The organism is Mycobacterium paraffinicum (assembly GCF_001907675.1).
GTDB classification, from domain to species: domain Bacteria; phylum Actinomycetota; class Actinomycetes; order Mycobacteriales; family Mycobacteriaceae; genus Mycobacterium; species Mycobacterium paraffinicum_A.
Genome location: NZ_MPNT01000005.1, coordinates 195,522 through 213,867, shown reverse-complemented (window position 1 = coordinate 213,867; position 18,346 = coordinate 195,522). Strand labels below are relative to the sequence as shown.

Below are 18,346 nucleotides of genomic sequence, written 5' to 3'. Positions count from 1 at the left end.
TATCCCGTCGGACGGCCCGTGGTCGGGCGCTCTGGAGTTGAAGTAAATGGCGCGCCCGCCGCTACCGATCCCAAACTTGGCCACCGGCCGCCGTGATGCCTCTTGGCGGCCGAGCACGGTCGGCGCGGAGCGCGACTCCGTGCCGCGACCGTTAAGGATCGTTACCGCAATCGTGATTTTCGTACTCTTATCATTGGATTAACGAGAAGTCCGAAGCTTTCCGCTCAAATAACGCCGATCGGCGTCCGCAAGCCTGGGGGTGATATGACAACCGCAATCGCCGCGCACGAGCCAATCCAGAGATACTCGTCCCGCGCACACGACGATGTCGCTTCGGCTGTAGCGAAAGTCAACGCTATCGCCTGGCAAGGGGAAACCGTTCTCGCCGGACCGAAGCCGCGCTGGCGACCCACGGAAGAAGAGATCGTGCGCGCGGCGATCACGGTGATTTTGGTAGCTCTCGCGGTGGTGATCGGTGTCGCCGCGGTCGCGATCTTGACAATGGGCTAGTAGCGGTGACGTCGGTACGGCCCTGAGGCTGCACCGAGAAGGTTCGACCAGAGACCGCACACCACCGGAGTGTCGGTGCGACCGTTCATTTGCCTAAAGACTTTTGCAGAGGACAGCTCTCAACATTGCTCAGATCAACGTCCGCCAGTGGAATTACAGCTGCGATCCTGCTCCTCGTCGCTAGCACGCCGACCACGGCCTGCGGCCATCGACCCCCATCTGTAACGGCTCCCGCGGTCAACTCAACCAGCACGCCCGCCGGTGCCGCGACGGCGCAACGCGACTCATTGACGTTGGCCGGCAGAGCTTTCCCGCTGCACGACGTCCAGTGCCGCGGCATGGGTGGCGCGGTACTCGTCACGGCCAAAACGCAGTCCGATGACACTGTCATTGTCGACGTCGCGGGCGGCAAGCTCGAAACGCTGGACTTCAGCGCCGATGGCATCGCGTACTTCTGGGAGCCGACATCGACCGGAGGAGCGCCGACCCCGGCGCTAACGCAAGACGGTGACAGTTACACGGTGACTGGCAAGATCAAACAGCTTCACGACTACACCAAGCTCACTGACTTCACGTTTAGAGCAACCTGCCCGCACTGAGCCTCCCGCAGCCGGGATCGGCTGTGCACCAAAGCTTTCCGTCTTCGGGTGTGGCTTTCTGGATTGCTACTTAGCCGAACTGAATTTGCTCCATCGGCGCAGGATTACTCCGACCCAGGCGGCCGGACGGCTGGTGCGCGTGCAGGGACCAAGGGATCGCCGCGATCGCGCGGATCCCGCGGCCCACCACCGGAGGGCAAGACACCAGCGCGTGTCGCGCTTAATCGCTCGCCATCTGCAGGACCAGCTTGTGTCCAGGTTCGAGACTATCGAGCATCCTGTGAGCGTCGACGACGTCCGGGAACGGCAGCGTCGTAATGCGCTTCACGAACTGGCCGACGAACTCCCTAATGCCGCCAGCGAGAACCAATTCGAGGCCGGCCTATGCGCGCTCCTGCGCGGTTTCACCGCACGTGATTCCAACAGGTGATCGCGAACCATGGTGGTGGTCGCCGCAGGGGAGCCGCAGCGACGCGCTCGCGCGCGCGAAGAAATAATCGGCCGGCGCGGGCCAAATGCGAAATATATGAGCTGTCGATCATTTCGTGAGCCACCCACGACCAGTCAAGCGACCCAAATTCGCAGCTTTGCAACGTCTCCGCTCCGCTGCGACCCCCGCCCAGGGCCGGGCGAACTGCTTGCGACGCAAGCAGTTCAGCGGGGCTCAAAGTGCCGGTGCAGATCGGTCTCACGGGCATCGGAGATTCGCTTCTGCTTGGCGATATAGAGCTCGGCGTCCGCGGCGGCGTGCAGCGTGGCGATATCGGCGTTCTTGCCGCCGGCCGACGCGGTCCCGATGCTGGTGCCCGGCGTATATAGCCGCGCGGCGTCCACGAATTGCTCTGCCGCCGTCGGCTTGCGACCGGCGCGGTCGGCGATACACACCGCGAACTCGTCGCCGCCGAACCTGGCCAAAACGGCGTTCGCGGGGGCCACTTCTCGCCAGCAAGCCGCGCGACTGATCAGGTGCCGATCGCCGGCGACATGTCCGTCGGTGTCGTTGATCTGTTTGAAGTTGTCGATGTCCAGCGCGACAACGGTGACGGTGATCGCGGTCGAACGGGCTCGAGCGAGCAAGTCGGCGGTGGCAATCTCCCAGCCGGCACGGTTGAGCAGCCCGGTGAGCGGGTCGGTGCACGCCGCGGCGACCAGAGTCCGCGTCAACAGGCCGAACGACTCGGCGGCGCCGACGATCGCGATCACGAAGATGAGGTAGTCGATGTACAACTTGGGCATGGGCGCGAGCGCAAGCGCGACGACACACGCCACGGTGAGCGCGCCGACCAGCACCGCCCCCCGGCGCGGCGAGTAGAACCCGCGGAGGTACATCGCCAGAAACATCGGGGCGATCAGGCAGACGAACTCGGCGACGATCGCGACGTGGAAGGCCATCACTATGGGTGTGGCCACGATCGCCACGGCCGTCGCCGGCCCGAGCTTGTCGGGCCGGACGGCCAGCCACGCCAACGCCGCGACACCGAGCACGACAGCCGCGATGCCCCCGGTCGGGTTCCCCGGCTTCAACCCGGGATGGATTCGGATGAAGGTGCTGAACACCACGCCCCAGGTGTAAAGGAACGTGGTGGCGCCCAAAAAGATCCGCAGCAGCCGAACCTGATGCTTGCCGTAAAAACCGCTGCCCGCGTCAGCGCGCAACCGCAAACGGTATCGGCCTGCCAGAAGGCCGAAGGGGCCTCGGAGGCTAAGACCCATCCGGTCAACTCTCCCGGTCATGTGGTGACGCTCGGCCATTTACTGACATCGTCATTTGGCGAGCGCTCGTTTGCGGATTAACGGTACTAAAGCATGCCGCGACACGCTCAGTGAAGCCGCACAATCTCCGAACCGGCGCACGGCCGGGCGGCGGCGTAATTCCAGGAAATAGCCGTAACGGCCTGGCCGCTTGGCGAAAGGGGATTGGGAGTCCTAACGTCGTCGGACCCCTGGAAACGCTCGGGCGTCAGTCCGGAATCGGCCGTTGCGGGAGTTTCCCCAAACCGTGGTCAGCGGTGGACTATGGTGTTGCTGAATTGCTGGCGTCGGGAGGTTTCCATGGAAGGGACTCCGTTCGGCCGGTACCGATTAGTCAATTTGCTCGGCCGAGGCGGTATGGGCGAGGTGTGGCGAGCCTACGACACCGTCACCGATCGGATAGTCGCGCTGAAAGTACTCCCGGCGCATTTTGCTGCAGACAAGACGTTTCAACAGCGATTCCGTCGTGAGGCGCATTCAGCGGCACGGTTGAACAACCCTCACGTGGTGCCAATTCACACCTACGGCGAGATCGACGGGCGGCTATTCGTCGACATGCGCCTGATCGAAGGGCGCGACCTGGCAACCGTGTTGGCCTCCGGATCAATGTCTCCGTCACGCGCGGTGCACATCGTCGAGCAGGTGGCACGCGCGGTATATGCCGCGCACAAGATTGGATTGGTGCATCGGGACATCAAGCCCTCCAACATCTTGCTCGATGAAAATGACTTCGCGTATTTGATCGATTTCGGGATCGCGCGTGTTCTCGGCGAGACCGGTCTGACCGGCACGGACGCGGTGGTCGGCACGCTGCGCTACATGGCACCCGAGCGCTTCAAAGTCGGTGAGGCCGATGCGCGCTCGGACATCTACGCGCTTGCTTGTGTGCTCTACGAGTGCTTGACGGGAGGCGCCCCATTTCCGGGCGACAGCATCGAGCAACAAGTGGCGGGGCATCTGTCGACGCCGCCGCCGCGCCCCTCTGACTCCGGCGCACCGCCCGCATTCGACGCGGTCATCGCCACCGGCATGGCCAAAGACCCTGCGCAACGCTACGCCACCCCGGTGGATATGGCACGAGCCGCGCGCGATGCGGTCACGGTGCCGCTAGGCCTACCGGAGCCCAATGCGCAGTCACCCAACGCCACTACCCCCACCCAAGTGGCCTCATGGCCGAGTGAGCCAACACAACAAGCGCGGAAACCATTGCACCCCGACCCGCGGCAGGAGATGACCGGAAACCGCAAGCGCGCCAAGCGATCTTGGGTGATCGCCGCCGCGGTGATTGGAGTGGTCACGGCGTTGGGGGGCGCGAGCCTATACGTGCTGCGCACACACACATCAGCGCCTGGATCTGCGCAGACGACGGGATCTGCGACGGCGGCCCCGCCGCCGAGCGGGGGAGGCACGCCCAGTTCGGGAGTCTCCGCAGTGCCGAGCGGTCCACCTACGATCGCCACCTCGGTACGGGTGGGCAACGGCGCCTTCGGCGTCGCGGTCGACTCCGCCGGGCACACCGCCTATGTCGCGAACACCGGCTCCAACTCCGTGTCGCTGGTCGATACCGGCAGCCGTACTGTCACCGCCACCATCGCTGTAGGACGCCACCCGGTGGGCGTTGCCGTGGATCCGTCGACCCGGACCGTCTACGTCACCAATTACGACGACTCCTCGGTGTCGGTCATCGACACCACCAACGGCACCGTCATCGCCAGAATCGGTGTCGGGAGCCATCCGGGCGGAGTGGTGGTCGACCCGGATGCCCGGATCGCCTATGTCACTAACGGTGATAGCGCATCGGTGTCGGTGATCGACGTGACGACGCACACGGTGATCGGGACGGTGCCCACCGGAAAAGGTCCAAGCCGCGTAGCCATCGATCGGACCGCGCACCGCTTGTTTGTCACCACTGCCGATCCAACGGTGACAGTTATCGATACCACGAACCGAACTGTCGTCGGTTCCGTTGCGCTTCGCGTCCATCCGGCCGGGATCGCCATCGACACCGCGTCGCACACGGCCTATATCGCCAGCGGCGATGATGCATCGGTGTCCTTCGTCGACACCGTCAGCCTCGGCGTCACCGCCAGTGTGCCTGTCGGGCAACGCCCCGCGGGGGTGGCAGTGGACCCACCGACGAACACCGCTTACGTGGCCAACTACAGCGGTGGGTCCGTGTCGGTCATCGACACCACCAAACGCATCGTCACCGGAATCCTTGCCGTCGGAAACAATCCGCTCGCCATCGCCGTCGACCCAACCACGCACTTCGCCTACGTCACCAGCGACCTCAACCATGGCTCGTTGACGGTGATCGAACGCTGACGTCGGGGCCCGCCCGCGACCCGTCCATATCCGATCCCGCCGTATTTCTCCTCAGGGAGTTGCGCACGCACGGTCGCGCGACGCAGAGGGGACCAGATTGATATCCCAGTGCTAATAGACTCATCCCACAATCGCACGTGCTGCGCGCTCGGCGATGAGCATCACCGGCGCGTTCGTGTTGCCGGAGATGATGGTGGGCATAGTCGACGCATCGACCACTCGCAGTCCGGCGACGCGGTACACGCGGCAGTCGGTGTCGAGCACCGTGGCGGCCGAACGCGGCCGCCCGTGGGCGTCAAAGGCTCCCATCGCGCAGGTGCCGACCGGATGGAAGATCGTCGTACCGAGTTCGCCGGCCGCCTGCTGCAACTCATCATCGCTCACCAGTTGCGGACCGGGTAACAACTCCTGCGGGCGGTAGCGGGCCAGAGCCGGCGCCGCCATGATCTGCCGGGTCATCCGGAGGCCTCGCACGGCGATTCGACGATCGGCGTCAGTCGATAGGTAATTGCAGAAGATCTTCGGGTAGGTCAGGGGATCTGCACTGGCCATGCGCACATGGCCTCGTGAGGTTGGTCGGAGATTGCAGACCGAAGGAGTAATCGCCCCGAAGGGGTGCAGGGGTTCGCCGAACTTCGGCAACGACAAGGGTTGCACGTGCCACTCGAGATCGGCGCTTTCCAGCGCGGGGTCGCTCTTCGCGAAAGCCCCCAGCGTGGATGGCGGCATGGTCATGGGCCCCGATCGCGACAGCAGGTACTGAAGTCCCATGCCCGCACGGGTAATCCAGTTCCGGTACAGCGTATTGACGGTCGGGGCCCCCTGCACCCGGTAGACCGTTCGAAGCTGCAGGTGATCCTGAAGGTTTTCGCCCACCCCGGGCAGATCGACGGCCACCGCCACTTGATGCTGGGCAAGCAGGCCGGCCGGGCCGAGACCCGAGACCTGCATCAGGTGCGGCGAACCAATGGCTCCTGCGCTCAGGATCACCTCGTGGCGGGCTCGGACGTCGACGATTTGGCCGCCTTTGAGCAACCGCACGCCGATGACGCGGCGCTGGGCCGTCGTCCACGCACCGCGACGCTGATCCTCGTGGACCTGGTCGTCCATCAGCAGCCGCAAGGCCTGGGTCTGCGTGTAGACGGTGAGGTTCGGCCGGTGGGCGACGGGATGCAGGAAGGCATCGGCCATCGACCATCGACGGCCACGCCGTTGGTTCACGTGAAAGTACGCAGAACCGGCGTTGACGCCCCGATTGAATTCATCGATCGGAAAGATGCCGACCTCGGCAGCCGCGGCCTGCCAGGCGTCCAAGATCTTCCAGCGCACACGTGGCCGCTCGACGCGGATCTCACCTCCGGCGCCGTGATAGTCGTCGGCGCCGCCGAAGTAGTCCTCCAACTTTTTGTAGATCGCCAGCGTCTCGCCTGGGCTGTTCGGGCCACCCCAACGCCATCGCTCGTCACCGGTAGCCCGCGCCCACAGGTCGTAGTCGCTGGCCTGTCCGCGCATGTGGATCATGGCGTTGATTGATGAGCAGCCTCCGATGACGCGGCCGCGGGCGTAGTGAATGCTGCGCCCGGCCAGGCCCGGGTCGGCCTCGGTCGTGAAGCACCAGTCGGTGCGCGCGTTGGCGATTGTGTACAGATAGCCCACCGGCACCTTGATCCAGAACCAGTCGTCTTTGCCGCCGGCCTCTATCAGGAGGACACGGCGATCAGGGTTGGCGCTGAGCCGATTGGCGAGCAGGCAGCCGGCGCTGCCCGCTCCCACGATGATGAAGTCGAATTCGGCGACCGGGTTCATTCCGGTATCGGTCCTCCACAGCGTCGGATGCGAGTCCTAGTGTGCGCGATGACCACCGCATCTCGTCGAGGAATGATTGGCCTTGAATGAAGACATTCGCGGCTTCCACCTCGACCGCATCCGGCATCTGGAGATCACCGAAGAGGGTCTTGCCCGAACGGGACCCTGCGGTGCTCGATGCGGATCTATCGTGGGCGGCCGCTCATATCTTGTGGGAACTGGGAGAGTATCAGGAAACGCTGAGCTTCATTACCTCCGCCGGCCTGCTTGAAGCGCGCCTGCAACCCGATCACCGCATCACGTTGAGTCTTCCAAGCGACGATCCCAGGCCTATTCCAATTGGGCCGGGTGGTTCCGAGATCGCGAATCGGTAAATGCCAATACTGCTGGTGCCCAAGGAGTTTCAGCTGACCAAATAACTTGGGCGGGGGTAGGCGGGTCTGACATCAGATGCATTACGAGCATCGCAGTACGCCCAGCCGCTCGGGGCAAAAGCCCCCTGGGGAATAACTTACAGGTCCCTGGCGAATCGCTTAAGCGCCCCCCGACAATCGTTCACGGGGAGTACAAACGTTCACGGGGAGTACAAAGGGAAATGTCCGTATTGCTTCTGGCGTAAGTCAAGCCGTGACGGGGGGGAGGGCTTGTTCCGGTGGATTTCGGTTTGATGCCACCGGAGATCAATTCCCATCGCATGTATGCCGGACCGGGGCCTGGGCCGATGCTGGCTGCGGCTGCGGCCTGGGAAATTCTGGCTGCCGAGTTGCACTGCACGACAGCCTCGTACTCTTCGGCGATTTCGGGCCTGACTGCGGCATGGCGGGGGCCGTCCTCGGCCACGATGGCGGCCGCGGCTGCGTCCTATAAGTGGTGGCTGGGCGCAACCGCAGCTCAGGCTGAGCAGACCGCCAACCAAGCCCGGGCGGCAGTGGCCGCGTACGAAACAGCTTTCACGGCAACGGTTCCTCCGCCGGTGATTGCGGCGAACCGCAGCCTGCTGATGTCGCTGATCGCGACCAACGTTTTTGGGCAGAATACCGGGGCGATCGCGGCGACCGAGGCTCGGTACGCCGAGATGTGGGCGCAGGACGCTGCCGCGATGTACGGCTATGCCAGTTCGTCGGCGAGCGCCGCGCAGTTGACGCCCTTCACTCCACCGTCGCAGACCACGGACCCGGCCGGGACGGCCGGGCAGGCCGCAGCGGTCGCCCAAGCCGCCGGTAGGCCGGTGCAGACACTGCCCCAGCTGATCTCGGAGGGGCCCATAATGCTGCAAAGTCTTGCAAGGCCGACTGCTGCAGCCGCGGCGGCTGATCCGCCCTCGACCTCATCGCTACTGGATCTATTGGCTTTCGGCTTCGGGCCCTTTAATCCGATGCACATATATTCGCCCCTCGGATCCATGTACGACCTCGGAGTCCAGTCCTTCCTCGCCCCCTTCAACAACTACAACATGCAAGTGGCCTACGCGGGCGCCCTCGCCCGGGCGGCATCCCCTATCGCCGAGGGTGGCCCCGCGATCAGTGCGGTGATCCCCACGGGCGGAACGGTATCGGCGGGCATGGGTCACGCCGGCTTGGTCGGAAGCTTGTCGGTACCGCAGGCCTGGGCCAGTGCCGCGCCGGCGATGAGGCCAGTCGCCGTCGTACTGCCGCAGACCGGCCTCGATGCCCTGCCCGCGACGGTCGCGACTGAAGGCCAGGGAAGCTTGTTCAGCAATATGGCCCTGTCGGGTTTGGCGGGAAAAGCCGCAACAGGCACCGGGGGGATCGTTACCCGACCGATAGGCGGAGGCGCCATTTCCGGCGGGTCCGCCACCACCGCCACCATCATCGTGATTCCCGAAGACTGACCACGGTTGCGGCGCGCGCCGCACATCCGTCCGCACCTACCAGCTAAGGAGATGCAGGTGCCATTCGCAGCCACTCCGGGCACCACCGGGAATTCGTATGCGCCGATCAGGTTCGCCGACGCGATAGCAGCAGGCTGACGATCATGGCAATGGATTTTGGGGCGTTGCCGCCGGAGATCAATTCCGGCCGTATGTATTCCGGTCCCGGGTCGGGACCGATGCTCGCCGCCTCGGCGGCCTGGGACGGGGTGGCCGCCCAGCTGCGTGCGACGGCGGTGTCCTATTCGTCGGTGATCTCGGGGTTGTCTGCCGGCTGGCTGGGTCCGTCATCGGCGGCGATGGCAGCCGCGGCGGCACCGTACGCGGCGTGGATGAACACCACCGCCGCGCAAGCCGAGCAGACCGCGGCCCAGGCCCGCGAAGCCGCCGCCGCCTACGAGACGGCGTTTGCGGGCACCGTCGCACCGCCAGTGATCGCGGCCAACCGCGCCGAGCTGGCACAGCTGGTCGCGACCAACGTTGTCGGGCAGAACGCGCCGGCGATCGCCGCCGTTGAGACGCAGTACGCGGACATGTGGGCCCAAGACGCCGCCACGATGTACGGCTATGCCAGCGAATCCGCGAGCGCCGCGCAGGTGACGCCGTTCACCCCGGCACCGCAGACCACCAACCCCGACGGGCCGGCCGCCCAATCTGCCTCGGCCAGCCAAGCCGCCGGCACGAGCGCGCAGTCGACGTTGTCGCAGCTGACGTCACAGCCGCTTGCGGCGCCTTCGTCGCTGCAACCCCTCGCGGCGCCCGCCACGACCGATCCACCCCCGCTGGGGAGTTCACTAGCCAGCCTGAACACAACCCCACTCGGGACGGTCCTCAGGCTGAGCGAGTTCGTAAGCCCAGCGGGCCTGCCGGCTAGGAACGCATTGGTGAGTAGCACCTTGGGCTACGGGCTGGCGACGCGCGGATTCAACACGGGGGAGCTCTCAGTTCCGCTGGTGCCCGGGGTGCTGTATCCGCCTGTGGCGGGTCCGGTCGCGGCGGCGATGTCGACAGTATCCGCGGACGTGGGCCGCGCGGGCGTGGTCGGAGCGTTATCGGTGCCACCAAGCTGGGCTGCGGCCACCCCGACGATCAGATTGGCCGCCACGGTGTTGCAGGGAACCGGCCACGCAGCCGTACCGATAGTGGCGGCGGAAAGTGGCAACTTGTTCAGCCAAATGGCGCTGGCAGGTCTGGCTGGCGGCGTTGCCGGCGGAGCGGCTGCCCGCGCTTCAGTGACAACCCTTGCAAGAGAAGAGAGTTCCAGATCAGACGACAACAAGGACAGCGCGGGCGGCGATACGAAAAGCAAGACGTCAGAAAAACTCACGCGTGTCCTCGCGGAGATATCAGCAGAACCGGAGTCGGTGCAGCACTGGCATACCGATAAGGCGCACCTCGACGGCCTTCTTGCGCAGCTATCGTCGAAACCGGGAGTCCACGCCGTTCACGTGTCTTCTCGCCAGCAACCGAATCCCACGCCACCCCGGCCGCGGTGGGGCTAAGCCTCAAAGGTGCACCACGGGATATCAAAGGAGCGGTGGTCGGCAGGCTCCCGCGGCAGCATTGCCATGTACGTCGAAGCCCATGGCGTCGCTAGGAGACCAGCCTCGCGGTCCGGTTTCCGGAGCTGTTCACTGGTTTGGCCGACGCGATCCATCCGATGAACACGGCGAGCTTTTACCGGTAACCCCATATTCGACTACGTCGCATTCCTCCGGATGTGGAGCAAATCAGCCGAGACACGACAGCCGACAGATTCCCGTATTCGGCGGCAAAAAATGCTGACGGACATCACATTTCGCGGACAATCTGGTTACAGCGCGCCAGCCTCCGCTGCGCTGGTGACCGTCGGATAGAACGGGCGAAAGCCAAGCTCACGGCGGATCCGTGCGGTGCTCACAGTGTGCTGCCATGGTGATGGGTCCGCGAAGGGTGAAGCCGTTTGGTCCGCGCTTTCCGCCGGCTCGGGCCACCGAAGGTTGTGGAGTTCGTAAATCTCGTAGAGGGTCATCGGAGCGTCGTCGCACAGGTTGTAGGTCCGGCCGCCGACGCCTTCCGCGCGCAGTGCTCTGAGCAGCGCCTGGCTCACGTCGGCGTGGTGAGCGGTGGGCATTCGTTGGTGCAACGGCTGGCCCGCGAGCATCCGGGCCGCGTCGGCGACGTGTGGGTCGCCGTCACCGTAGACGAACGGCAGCCGAACGATCCGCAGGTCCAAGCCGCGCTGATGATGGAGCAAAAGAAGCCGACGCTCGGCCTCGACCTTGGCGGCGGGATAGGGGTGCAGGCCGGTGCCCACCGGGTCGTCCTCCGTCGCCGGCCGGCCATAGTCGCAGCCGTCGTAGACCACGTTGGTGCTGGTATAGACGAACCTGGTGATGCCCGCGTCGAGTGCTGCGTTGGCCAGTCTGTCGGTGCCGGCAACGTCGGTTTCTGCCAGTTCCTCGGCCGAGAAGGCCCGAAAGGAGCTGGCGACGTGGACGATCGCGGTGACTCCATAAAGCGAGTCGCGAACGGCCGCCTCGTCGCGCAGATCGGCGACCGCGATATCGGCGCCCCGCGGGACCGCGCTGTCTTTGCTGCGTATGAGCAGTCGGGTGGGCTCGCCTGCAGCAAGCATCCGCCTGGCGAATCGACTACCTACTTTGCCTGTTGCGCCCGTGATCAATGTGGTCATAGCTACGACTGTGCGGTCGATTGATCACCGGTGGCAGAGACCTGCTGAGGCTGGGATCGACGATCCCTGGCTGAGCTGCCGGATCGAGGCCAGGATGAAGCGATGGACGCTGCGAGCCTGGCCGACTTCCTGCGGCGCCGGCGCGCCGCACTGCAGCCCGAGGCGGTCGGCCTGCCGACCGGTCGACGCCGTCGTACGCCAGGCCTCCGGCGTGAGGAAGTCGCCGCTCTCGCCGGCATGTCGTGCGATTACTACACCCGGTTGGAGCAGGCGCGCGGTCCGCGGCCATCCCGCCAATTGCTGGCCGCACTTGCCCGCGCATTGCGGCTGACCGACGACGAGCGAGACCACCTTTTCCATCTGGTCGGCGAGGAGGCCCCGCGGCTGGGCCGCAGCTCCGACCATGTGCGGCCCGGTGTGCTGCGGTTGCTGGACCGTCTCAGCGACCTGCCTGCGACCGTCGTCGACGACCTCGGGTTCATACTCGCATGGACTCCCACCGCCGTCGCGTTGGTGGGCACCGATTTCAGTGCGTTGTCGGATGCCGATCGCAACGTGAATTTGCTCTTCTTCTGCCGTGCACCGGACGGACACAACCCATTTCGGGAAGCCGATCACGCAGTGACGGCCCGCAGCCACGTCGCCAACCTGCGGGCCGCCGTAGCGACCCATCCCGCCGACCCGCGCGGCGCCGAGCTGGTCCGCCGGTTGCGCTCTGGCAGCGCTGAATTCGCCCGACTATGGGATGAGCACGAGGTGTCCGTACGCCGTTCAGCGACCAAAGTGTTCGTCCACCAAGAAGTCGGCGAGATCGAGTTGGACTGCGAGATGTTCCATCTGCCCGAAGTCGGTCAGAAACTCATCGTCCACTCTGCCGAGCCGGGCAGCAGCGCCGCGCAGGCCCTCGAACTGCTTCGGGTACTCGGCACCCAACGCACTGTGGTCTGACGCCTGTCTCTTCCTCGGACGGCCGATCATCCCGGCGAGCGCGTGATCGTCGAGCAACTCGTCGGGCTAGCACAGCTCGACGGCGGCTAGGCAACGAGCGGCCGTGCAGCGATGGCGATGACGGCTCACCGGGTGCAACGCTCACTGGCTTGCTTATCGCTTCGGCACGGTTCCTGACAAGACAACACCGAACCGTCGCGAGGATCGATCAGCAGCGCTGCGGTCACAGGTGGCGGCCTCCGGTGGCTGACGCCGCGAATTGGGGTGGCGCAGTCAAATGCTTGCCCCACAGCGCATCTGGTGTGCCGTCCGGTCAGTCGTTAGCGTCGGCGGGCCAATGCGCGGTGAGCGCGGTCGGGGTCCATGTCGGCCAGGTGGGGGAGCCGACCATGAATCCTCCGCTGAGTTGAGCGACGATACGCGGACCGCGTGCGGCGCTGTTGTCGTAGAACGTGGCGGCGTCGGCACGCAGCGCGGCGGCGGCCACCAGGCCCCAAAGGCGTCGGTAGCGTTCCCGAATCTTGTCTTCAGGGACGTCGTGTCCACCGGCGGCGACGCGGTGGCGCACGCGCTGCACGGCGAGGTCCTCGGGGATGAGCACGGCATGCAGGATCACCGTGTAGCCGGCAGCTTGGGCGGTGTCGATGAGCTCCAGCTTGGAGGGATGGGAGAACACCGTTTCAGCGATGAAAGACTCTCCGAGCTCAATGAGCTGCGCGCGGGTCTGAGCGGCGATGCGCGCGGCCTCGTAGGAATGTTTGGCGGGCGCCTCGGGCCAGCGGTGTTTGGCGATCTCGTCAGCGTTGACCACGGCGCTGCCGGGCAGCAGCGGGGCCAGGGTCAGTTCGATGAAGGTCGACTTCCCGGCGCCGTTAGATCCGACAACCAGATCTAGGCGGTTCATGGCAACAACGGGTGACCGAACGTCGTGGGGGAGCCGGTCAACTCTGTTTCAGGAGCGCCGTGCTGCCGTCCGGGCGGTACTGCACGATGTCACCGTTGTCGTCGAGTGCGACGGTGGTGATACCGCGCGCCGCCAGCGTCTTGCCGTAGTGGGTGTTGGCGAGGCTTTCTTCGACGGCGGCGGCGATCTCGGCGTTGAACACCACGCCCTCCACGGCCGACAGATCACGCAACGGCATCTCGCCGGCCAGCGCGGCTTCGACTCTGCGGCGGGCGGCGCTGTGCTGGCTGGACACCGCGCGGCCTACACGGGCCCAGTGGTCGAGCTGCTGCTTCGCCGAGCGGCTCTGACGGGATCCTTCGACCGCGGCGCTGTCCATGAGGTCCGCGGCGACACGCGTCACCCGATCAGCGGTGTCCCTCATGACGACCCTCCTGTAGCAGTCTGCAACAAGTGTAGCAGACTGCTACACGGCGCTACGACTACCGGTGAATCAGCTATCAGGCGTCGAGCAGCAACTGGCGGCAGGCAGCCAGGCCGGGCTCGGAGGCGGTGTCGGCCCGGCGGGATCGGGGTCCGTCCACCGGTCGCCCCACGCCGCCAAGCTTGCGAGTACATCCACCAACGCCATCCCTCGGTCCGTCAGGACATACTCAAAGCGAGCCGGTTCGGTTTGGTATGGCCGGCGTTCCAGGATCTCCCGGTCGACGAGTTCGGCCAAGCGGCGGCTCAGCGTGTTGTCGCTGATTGGTAGACGGCCGCGGAAGTCGTCGAAGCGGCGAGCGCCGCCGAGCGCCTCGCGCACGATGAGCAGGGACCACCGTTCGCCGACGACGTCCAACGCGCGCGCTGCGGGGCAGTTGTCGGCAGCAAGGGAATTCCGCATTGCTCCACGATAGCAACTTCCATTATGGAAGCAAGTGGGCTACGCTCAGCGCTACTTCCACTTTGGAAGTAATTAGGACAAGGGAGCAAGGAACTCGCGTGAACAGCAAGATTGTCAAGATCCCGGTCCTCGGCGACCACCTCGTGAACACCTACCTTCTGATTGGGCGGCGCCCGATTCTGGTCGACTGCGGAATGCCCAATAGTGCCGACCGCATTTGGAACGGCGTCATCGCTGCCGGCGTCGACCCAACTGATCTCGAAATGATCGTCATCACTCACGGGCACGTCGACCACTTTGGCGCTGCTGCTGAACTCCAAGCGCGAACTGGCGCTCCCGTGGCGGCTCACGAAGGCGATCTGGCGGCATACCGCGCCGGACACTCCGACCGTTCTCAGCGCCAACCGATCGGACTGTTCGGACGCGTGTTTACCCGGACGCCGCCGCCGAACGAAGTGACTCGACCTTTGCACCCCGATTTCGTACTGAAGGGCGATTACCGTCTAGACGACCACGGACTCGACGCCTGCATCGTTCACACTCCTGGGCATACCCCAGGCTCGGTGTCAATCCTGCTTAATGAGGGCGACTTGATCGCCGGTGACATGCTCACGGGCGGCTTCCTCGGTCTGCTGCAGTACCGCCCGTCCAATCCGCCATTCCACGATGACCCGGGTCAGGCCCTCGACAGCCTGCAGGCGGCGTTGCACATGGGTCCGCATACCTTGCACATCGGACACGGAGGCCCAATGCCCGCCGCCGATGTGCAACGCTGGCTGGATCGGCAACTGAGCCACAGGGCCCGCCGTCATCGGCGAACGACTACGTCTTAATTTGGCGCTACCTGATCTTGTTCAGTCCGGTGCGCACCAGTGTGGGCCACCAGAACCATCGGCCGAGGAGCGCGGCGACTGAGGGCATGAGGAATGATCTGACTATCAGCGTGTCGAAGAGTAGGCCGAGTCCGATGGTGGTGCCGAACGGGCCGACCACTCTTAGGTCGCCGGCGATCATGGCGCACATGGTGAGGGCGAATGCGAGGCCGGCGTTGGTGACGACCTTTCCGCTTCCGCCCATGGCGCGGGTCAGTCCAGTCTTGAGGCCGCCGCGCAGTTCCTCTTTGAAGCGCGCGATCAACAGTAGGTTGTAGTCCGATCCCACCGCCAGCAGGATGATCGCTGACATGGGCATGACGAATCAGTTCAGCGGTAGACCAACCAGGTTCTGCCAGATGAGGATTGAGATTCCGAGCGAAGCCCCGAGGGATAGCGCGACGGTGCCCACAATGCCAAGTGCAGCCACCACCGCGCGGGTGACTAGAAGCATGATGATGAAGATCAGGCACAGCGAGGCTATTCCGGCGAAGACGAGGTCACATTTCGCGCCGTCTTGGAGGTCCTTGTCCATCGCGGCTGCGCCGCCGATGTACAGCTTGGCGTTGTCGAGCGGTGTTCCTTTGACGGCGTCGGTCACAGATTCTTTGATGGTGGTGACGGTTCGAATGCCCGCCTGGATTGTCAAATCCAAGTACGCACAGTCACATCCAGCACGTAACGCCGCGCGACATGATTCGCATTGTCTTCCTGCACAAGCCTCACACGCACGGTGCCCGCACCGACAGCCCGGTACCTGCTCGTATGGCTACCAGCGGCGCCCGGCGCTGTGGTATCCCACTGATACCGCGACCCGAGATATTCAAGGATCGCACCATCGGACGCACCCTCTTCGCGCCACTGGCAGTGCGACGTTTGGTAGTCGTCCGCCAACACGATGTCGAAAATGTCGCCCGTGTGGATCGTGACATGCCCACCGTTGTCGGAATCATGCGCCGAGACATCTGGTTCCGAGCATCCCGCGACCAACAGCAGACCTGCCAAGGGGAGTGCCAGCTTACGGCGCATGTTCACCACGTTAACTCGGCTGAACACTCGATCGTTACATCGCCCACACTGTGCTGGAACGGCGGCGATCGACCGGGGCTTTTATGCCACAGCCACGCACGACCGAAATTCTGCATTCTCGTGCCCACCTCCTCACCGGTAGCACGCAGCGGTGACTTCGCGTTCTTCGTTCCTAATGTCCACGGTGCCTTGGCTATAGACCAACTCCTGGGTTCCGGTCATACGGCCTGTCGGATCCCGATCACTTCGCTGACTCCATCGAGGAGTCTGCGGCGGCATGCTCTATCGGTTGCGTTGGACCGGCACGATCTTGATGCGGGCGATCGCGGCGTCGCGTTCGGTGGCCAGTGCGCGCCGTGGATCGGACATGTAGCCATCCATCGCCGCCCAGGGGGAGCGCTCGTTAGCTCCCTAGCGCTCGCCGCGAGAGGAACAAGACCAGCAGGATGATCAGCACCCAATTGCTGACCGCGTGCGCGGCGGCAGACTTGGCGATCGCAAGTCGTCTCACCTGATCAACGCGGTCACGGCTGGCTGATATCTGATCTCCAAGGTTGTCGGCCCATTCGTCGCGTCGCCGCTCATTCTCGATACGCACGCGTTCGCGTTCTCCTAGCACTTTCGCCCACGCTTCGGGGTCCTCATCCCTATTGGCGGGCAGCGCAGGGTAGGGCAGACGTTCATACTGGGGTACTTCTTGCGCCGTCTCCAGTTCTGGGCCAAGTGCCGCAATGGCACGCAAGTACACCATCAGGAAATACAGTCCGCTAATGGTCAGCGCCAAGCAAGCCGCGATCGGAATTCCCGCCCAAAAATGGGTCATCCCAAAGGCGACTTGCCTCGTGACTTTTCGGCGAAGACCTTGCCGTTCGGCCCGATCGCGAAACGCCAACTCTTCGGCATGGGCTAACCACGGAACCACAGCGGCCGCCAGAATCGGCACCACAAGCCCCACCATTTTCCAGATAAACCCGCTCTGCCCCGTCTGTGCGAGCGTAACGTTGCCGCTATTGCCCAGCATCCGCCACCAACCCCAACCAAGCAGCGGAAACGCGTTCACGAGCGCGACGTAGACAGCAATCACCACGGTGAGCTGGCCAACGGCCGCCGGGATCATCCACCAGCGGATCGCCATAACTGTTCGGCGATAATCCTGGCGGAGACGTTCGTGCCGAACCACGCTTTGAAGCGACCGCACCAGACTCACGCCAATGAATACCACAACGGCGGCAGTCAGGATGGTCGCCAATCTTCCGTGGATCACGCCCCTCATCTTGACAAAGTGTGACCGGCAACGTTATTCATCACCCCTGCGCGGCCACTGAGAACGGCGGGAAGCGTTACCTCGGCCTTTCTCTAGGCAAGGAAAACGAGCGGGTGGCTGACTTGAAATATGTTGCGCCACAATAGTATCCGTAATACGGAGTAGTTTACGGGTAACCCGCCGTATTTGATTCCGCCGTATTCCTCCCGCCCGAGTGAGTCTCCGGATACAGGCGCGTCGGATACTCGAGGGGTCGCGTAGCCGCCCCGACAGAGGGAACGCGGCAGCCAAATGCTCACTGCGTCATGCCCGGTGGGTTGCTGACGTGCCCTTTTCGGCCGTATGACGATCCGCGCCTGCGGAAAGCAGCGCTGTCACAAGCGGGTGTGGGTTCTCGATGGTCGAGCGGCCCTGCGGCACGAACAGGGTCGCGATGTAGAACGGATGCTCGGGAAGCTCGAAGACGCGGGGTTCGTCATCATCGTCGACCCCGGTGACAAGTAGTCCGCCGTCTTCGAGTGTCTGCCAATAACCGTTCTGTAGAAATGTCACAACTAAGCGGTGAGGACGGGTTAGCTGTGATGTCGTTGGCCCGCAGTGGTGCGCCGGGAGGCACGGATTCCCACCCGGTAGACAAACCAGCACAATGCACCGAGGATCGGTAGGCACCACACGACCGCCAACCACACCGCTGACCGCGTCGGATGCCGTTTGGCGATCATCGCGGTGGCGGATCCGGCCAGGAGCAGCCACACCACCACCCCCGGAATTCCGAGCACGAACAACGCCAACCCCGAGTCGAGGCCGTCACACCCCAGTACCGAGGGGTACCGAGCGCACTCGCTGAGCCCAGACTCGAGGGGAAACGGCACTGACACGACCATGC

Annotated in this window: 19 protein-coding genes and 1 pseudogene; 9 read left to right on the top strand and 11 right to left on the bottom strand. The window is 64.3% G+C overall.

From position 1 onward, the window contains the following. Positions 1-264: 264 nt before the first annotated feature. The 3 genes from BRW65_RS08420 to BRW65_RS31680 all read left to right on the top strand — a co-directional run bounded on the left by BRW65_RS08420 (position 265) and on the right by BRW65_RS31680 (position 1,539). Positions 265-510, top strand: a complete 246-nt coding sequence (locus tag BRW65_RS08420; protein ID WP_073873419.1) for a hypothetical protein — start codon at positions 265-267, stop codon at positions 508-510. An 89-nt stretch (positions 511-599) separates the two neighbouring features. Continuing rightward, on the top strand, positions 600-1,109 hold the full coding sequence (locus tag BRW65_RS31685) for a lipoprotein LpqH (protein ID WP_084187766.1): 510 nt from the start codon (positions 600-602) through the stop codon (positions 1,107-1,109). 280 nt (positions 1,110-1,389) lie between these two features. Beyond that, positions 1,390-1,539, top strand: a complete 150-nt coding sequence (locus tag BRW65_RS31680) for a hypothetical protein (RefSeq protein WP_167374017.1) — start codon at positions 1,390-1,392, stop codon at positions 1,537-1,539. A 224-nt stretch (positions 1,540-1,763) separates the two neighbouring features. Here BRW65_RS31680 and BRW65_RS08410 read toward each other — a convergent pair whose 3' ends face one another. Then, a complete protein-coding gene (locus BRW65_RS08410; protein WP_073873415.1) occupies positions 1,764-2,771 on the bottom strand; it encodes a GGDEF domain-containing protein in 1,008 nt (335 codons plus the stop codon). Positions 2,772-3,161: 390 nt separating this feature from the next. On the opposite strand from BRW65_RS08410, the gene BRW65_RS30905 reads away from it, so the two are divergent. Next, positions 3,162-5,186, top strand: a complete 2,025-nt coding sequence (locus BRW65_RS30905; RefSeq protein WP_084187765.1) for a serine/threonine-protein kinase — start codon at positions 3,162-3,164, stop codon at positions 5,184-5,186. Positions 5,187-5,306: 120 nt separating this feature from the next. Here BRW65_RS30905 and BRW65_RS08380 read toward each other — a convergent pair whose 3' ends face one another. Then, positions 5,307-6,992, bottom strand: a complete 1,686-nt coding sequence (locus BRW65_RS08380) for a GMC family oxidoreductase (RefSeq protein ID WP_073873413.1) — start codon at positions 6,990-6,992, stop codon at positions 5,307-5,309. Between the two features lie 86 nt (positions 6,993-7,078). Between BRW65_RS08380 and BRW65_RS32230 the strand changes: the two genes are divergently transcribed. The 3 genes from BRW65_RS32230 to BRW65_RS32630 all read left to right on the top strand — a co-directional run bounded on the left by BRW65_RS32230 (position 7,079) and on the right by BRW65_RS32630 (position 10,385). Continuing rightward, positions 7,079-7,366, top strand: a complete 288-nt coding sequence (locus BRW65_RS32230; protein ID WP_244168031.1) for a hypothetical protein — start codon at positions 7,079-7,081, stop codon at positions 7,364-7,366. A 278-nt stretch (positions 7,367-7,644) separates the two neighbouring features. Next, on the top strand, positions 7,645-8,844 hold the full coding sequence (locus BRW65_RS08375; protein ID WP_073873411.1) for a PPE family protein: 1,200 nt from the start codon (positions 7,645-7,647) through the stop codon (positions 8,842-8,844). Between the two features lie 149 nt (positions 8,845-8,993). Further along, positions 8,994-10,385: a PPE family protein gene (locus tag BRW65_RS32630; protein ID WP_073873410.1), complete on the top strand. Its 1,392-nt coding sequence runs from the start codon at positions 8,994-8,996 to the stop codon at positions 10,383-10,385. Between the two features lie 311 nt (positions 10,386-10,696). On the opposite strand, the gene BRW65_RS08365 is transcribed toward BRW65_RS32630, so the two are convergent. After that, positions 10,697-11,557 carry an NAD-dependent epimerase/dehydratase family protein gene (locus BRW65_RS08365; RefSeq protein WP_073873409.1) on the bottom strand — a complete coding sequence of 287 codons (861 nt, stop codon included), beginning with the start codon at positions 11,555-11,557 and terminating at the stop codon, positions 10,697-10,699. Positions 11,558-11,659: 102 nt separating this feature from the next. On the opposite strand from BRW65_RS08365, the gene BRW65_RS08360 reads away from it, so the two are divergent. After that, a complete protein-coding gene (locus BRW65_RS08360) occupies positions 11,660-12,505 on the top strand; it encodes a helix-turn-helix transcriptional regulator (protein ID WP_073873407.1) in 846 nt (281 codons plus the stop codon). Positions 12,506-12,818: 313 nt separating this feature from the next. On the opposite strand, the gene BRW65_RS08355 is transcribed toward BRW65_RS08360, so the two are convergent. From BRW65_RS08355 to BRW65_RS08345, 3 genes are all read right to left on the bottom strand, one after another. Then, positions 12,819-13,409 (bottom strand): zeta toxin family protein, encoded by a 591-nt coding sequence (locus BRW65_RS08355; RefSeq protein WP_073873405.1) that lies wholly within the window; start codon positions 13,407-13,409, stop codon positions 12,819-12,821. Between the two features lie 37 nt (positions 13,410-13,446). Next, positions 13,447-13,833, bottom strand: a complete 387-nt coding sequence (locus BRW65_RS08350; protein ID WP_073873403.1) for a TA system antitoxin ParD family protein — start codon at positions 13,831-13,833, stop codon at positions 13,447-13,449. Positions 13,834-13,902: 69 nt separating this feature from the next. Then, a complete protein-coding gene (locus BRW65_RS08345; protein ID WP_073873401.1) occupies positions 13,903-14,295 on the bottom strand; it encodes a winged helix-turn-helix transcriptional regulator in 393 nt (130 codons plus the stop codon). A gap of 98 nt (positions 14,296-14,393) precedes the next feature. Here BRW65_RS08345 and BRW65_RS08340 point away from each other — a divergent pair, with 98 nt between their 5' ends. After that, a complete protein-coding gene (locus BRW65_RS08340; RefSeq protein ID WP_073873399.1) occupies positions 14,394-15,128 on the top strand; it encodes an MBL fold metallo-hydrolase in 735 nt (244 codons plus the stop codon). 7 nt (positions 15,129-15,135) lie between these two features. Here BRW65_RS08340 and BRW65_RS08335 read toward each other — a convergent pair. The 5 genes and pseudogenes from BRW65_RS08335 to BRW65_RS08320 form a co-directional block, all read right to left on the bottom strand. Beyond that, a pseudogene (locus tag BRW65_RS08335) lies at positions 15,136-15,804 on the bottom strand (MMPL family transporter); the annotation flags it as partial. Between the two features lie 8 nt (positions 15,805-15,812). After that, the gene (locus BRW65_RS08330) at positions 15,813-16,196 is read right to left on the bottom strand and encodes a protease inhibitor I42 family protein (protein WP_139272929.1); all 384 of its coding nucleotides are present in this window, start codon (positions 16,194-16,196) and stop codon (positions 15,813-15,815) included. A 403-nt stretch (positions 16,197-16,599) separates the two neighbouring features. Continuing rightward, complete coding sequence (locus BRW65_RS08325) at positions 16,600-17,469, bottom strand: hypothetical protein (RefSeq protein WP_073873395.1); 870 nt, start codon at positions 17,467-17,469, stop codon at positions 16,600-16,602. A gap of 294 nt (positions 17,470-17,763) precedes the next feature. After that, entirely contained in the window at positions 17,764-18,012 is a 249-nt protein-coding gene (locus tag BRW65_RS31225; RefSeq protein ID WP_139272928.1) for a hypothetical protein, read from the bottom strand. Positions 18,013-18,032: 20 nt separating this feature from the next. Further along, positions 18,033-18,344 carry a PLDc N-terminal domain-containing protein gene (locus tag BRW65_RS08320; protein ID WP_167374016.1) on the bottom strand — a complete coding sequence of 104 codons (312 nt, stop codon included), beginning with the start codon at positions 18,342-18,344 and terminating at the stop codon, positions 18,033-18,035. Positions 18,345-18,346 lie beyond the last annotated feature (2 nt).